Below are 1,004 nucleotides of genomic sequence, written 5' to 3' on the forward strand. Positions count from 1 at the left end.
GAACTCGAATTTCACTCGACGAGCTTGGCGCGCCTTTTCCGCCAAGTGGCAGAAGTCTGCGGTTTCACAAAGACCGAGACGATGTCCGAGCGGCGTTTCCTCAGCCTCGCTTCAATGCGCTTCACGCAATCCTCTATATCACCGGTGGATCTGTCATCCTTGAATTCGAGGCTGAGAGCCACGACGATCTGGTCGGGACCCAGATGAACGGTTGTCAGGCCGTTGACACGCTCGACATCCGGATCGCGCTCGACCGCCGCCCTGATCTCTTCCTGTACATGCGGCAGAGCGGCTTCGCCGATAAGCAGGGCCTTGCTCTCCCGTGCGAGAAGCATCGCGGTGCCCGCAAGGATGATGCCGATCAGGATCGAGGCCACGCCATCGAGCTCGGGCCGCTCGAAGTAGGCGGCTGCGGTGATGCCAGCAAAAGCGATGAGCAAGCCGAGCAGGGCCGCGGTGTCTTCGAACAGAACTGTGAAGACGCTCGGGTCCTTACTTTGGCGCACGGCGGCGAAATACCCCAACGAGCCCTTGGCCGCCTTGAACTCCTTCAATGCAACCCGCCAGGAATAGCCTTCGAAAAGGACCGAGAGGCCGAGCACGACATAGTTCACCGACAGGTTCGTCGCTGGATGCGGCGTGACGACATGGGACACCCCCTCATACAGCGACACGCCGGCCCCAACCGCAAAAACCAGCAGCGCGACAATGAAGCTCCAAAAATAAAGTTCACGGCCATGCCCGAAGGGATGCGTGAGATCGGGTGGCCGGGCGGCCCGGTTCAAGCCATAGAGCAGTAGCGCGCCATTGCCGGTGTCGACCAGGGAGTGAACGCCCTCCGACAGCATCGCGGAGCTGCCCGTCCAGGCCGCGGCGATGAATTTGGTCACCGCAATCAGGAGATTTCCTGCCAGCGCCGCATAGATGACTTTTCGTGATCCTGAATGCGCCGCCATGCCGCCCCTCGCCTCGACGCAACGAGTGGTCGCGACGAGGGTTCCCGA

Annotated in this window: 1 protein-coding gene; it reads right to left on the bottom strand. The window is 61.2% G+C overall.

Translation table 11 applies throughout. The annotated features are described in order from the left end of the window. Positions 1-11: 11 nt before the first annotated feature. On the bottom strand, positions 12-956 hold the full coding sequence (locus ACIPIA_RS16995) for a cation diffusion facilitator family transporter (protein WP_400511183.1): 945 nt from the start codon (positions 954-956) through the stop codon (positions 12-14). Positions 957-1,004 lie beyond the last annotated feature (48 nt).

Origin of the sequence: Allobosea sp. CER48 (genome assembly GCF_044752385.1) — a bacterium.
Taxonomy (GTDB): Bacteria; Pseudomonadota; Alphaproteobacteria; order Rhizobiales; family Beijerinckiaceae; genus Allobosea.